This is a genomic window from Aeromicrobium sp. PFPM2_SD2, assembly GCF_057364525.1.
Window position 1 is genome coordinate 1 of record NZ_JBNFNZ010000516.1, and the last position, 1,618, is coordinate 1,618.

The 1,618-nt window shown below is 74.4% G+C and carries 2 protein-coding genes; both read right to left on the bottom strand.

What is annotated here, in order from left to right; translation table 11 throughout:
• Positions 1-510, bottom strand: a 510-nt coding sequence (locus tag AC2W7G_RS15790) for an esterase-like activity of phytase family protein (protein WP_485869277.1), incomplete at its 3' end; no start/stop codon positions are given.
• Positions 399-1,295, bottom strand: coding sequence for an esterase-like activity of phytase family protein (locus tag AC2W7G_RS15795; RefSeq protein WP_485869276.1), 897 nt, complete (start codon positions 1,293-1,295; stop codon positions 399-401). The genes AC2W7G_RS15790 and AC2W7G_RS15795, both read right to left, overlap by 112 nt.
• Between the last annotated feature and the right edge of the window lie 323 nt (positions 1,296-1,618).

Here is a 1,618-nt window from a genome sequence, read left to right on the forward strand (position 1 = left end):
CGGGGCGTCGCTCAGAGGCGTCGCCGGGGCGAGCCGGCCGGGCAGCAGCCGCCGGTCGACGGCGAGCGGCTTCGCCAGGTCGATCGTGATGAGCTCGTTGACGTCCGCGACGTCGGTCCCGCGACCGCCCGTGGCCGGGAAGTTGTTGTCGTTGAGCACGGCGATCGTGTCGCGATCGAGCAGCTCGACGTCCTCGATCGTCACGTAGGGCAGCGCGAACGTCCGCCCGGACCCGCCGACGCGGTGCGGGTCGGGCAGGTCGAGCAGGTCCACCAGCTCGCGCTTGTCGACGTAGCCGTCACGGTCGCGGTCGCGCAGGTCGACGAGGAACACCTTCTTGAACCGCGCCGCAGCCCCCGCCAGGTTGTCGCGCTCGACGACGAGCAGCTGGTGGGCGTTCACGGCGATCGCGTCGCCGATCGCGTGGTCGGGCGCCTCGAGCCGGTAGCGGTCGAAGTCCCCGGTGAACCGGGCGCCGTGACGGCCGAGCCGGACGTCGTAGATGCGCAGGTCGGACGCGCGTCGGCCGCCTTGTCCTCGGCGGTGCTGCCCTCGAGCATCGGCAGGAGGCGCTTCCCGTCGGGCGTGATGGCCATGCCCTCGAAGCCCTTCGAGTCGGGCAGGTTCGGCGTCGCGCCGGCCAGCAGCGGGCTCGACGGGGACGTGACGCCGGGCGTCGCGACCGGTGCCTCGAGCAGCCGGCCGCGCGCGTCGGTGTGCAGCAGGAACGGGCCGAGCTCGTCGCCGAACCAGAACGTCCCGTCGCCGGCAACCTGCATGGACTCGACGTCGAAGTCCCAGCCGGTCAGGACCCGGTCCGGCTGCGGGCAGGTGTACCCGGAGGGCAGGTCGGTGGCCCCGGCGCAGCCGCCGTCGCGCCACAGTGTCCACGGCACGTGGCCGCGCGGGTCGGACAGCGTGAAGCCGCCGGGCAGGACGCGCGTGCGGCCGTCGCGGCCGGGCTTCACGCGGTGCACGCGCAGCTGGAAGTCGCGGCTGTTGGCCTTGGTGCCGAAGCCGTTGTCGCTCATGGTCAGGTAGCTGCCGTCGGCCAGCGCGTGCACGCCCGAGAAGCCCTGCACGGGCTGGCCCGGGAACGGCGCGGCGGTGTTGCCGGTGAAGAAGCCGGACGGCTCGCTGCCCGGCACGAAGGTCTCGGCGGGCAGCACGGACCGGCTGGCCAGGTGCGTGCCCCGGTCACGGTCGTGGTGACGGTCGGCCGCCGCGGATGCGGCCGGGACGAGCGTGAGGGCGAGCAGCGCGGCGGTGCCGGCTCCCAGCATGGTTCGGTTCATCGTTCCCCCTGGACGTCCGGCGCCCGGGTGGCGCCGGCTGCTCGCGAGCCAAGCGTGTCCCGGTGGCCCGGCCGTGGCCCGGGCATGACGCCGAGGTGAACCCCGTGCGGGTGGTATCCCTGGCAGACTCCGCGGCGAGGGAAGGGGAGCGATGGGTGCCTGGCTGCGGTGGTGGGGTGCGTTGCTGGCGTCGCTGGCCCTGCCGGTGCTCGTGTGGTCACTGCTCCCGTCGCGGGGCGACCGCGGCCCCGGCCACTGGCTCGCGCTCGCGCCGGCGGTGGGGGTCCTGCTGTGCGTCGTCCTGGCCGTCCGGGGTCCACGCG

Excerpts from the sequence above, each read along its gene's own strand:
- AC2W7G_RS15795 (WP_485869276.1), bottom strand. The coding sequence starts at position 1,295 with ATGAACCGAACCATGCTGGGAGCCGGCACCGCCGCGCTGCTCGCCCTC.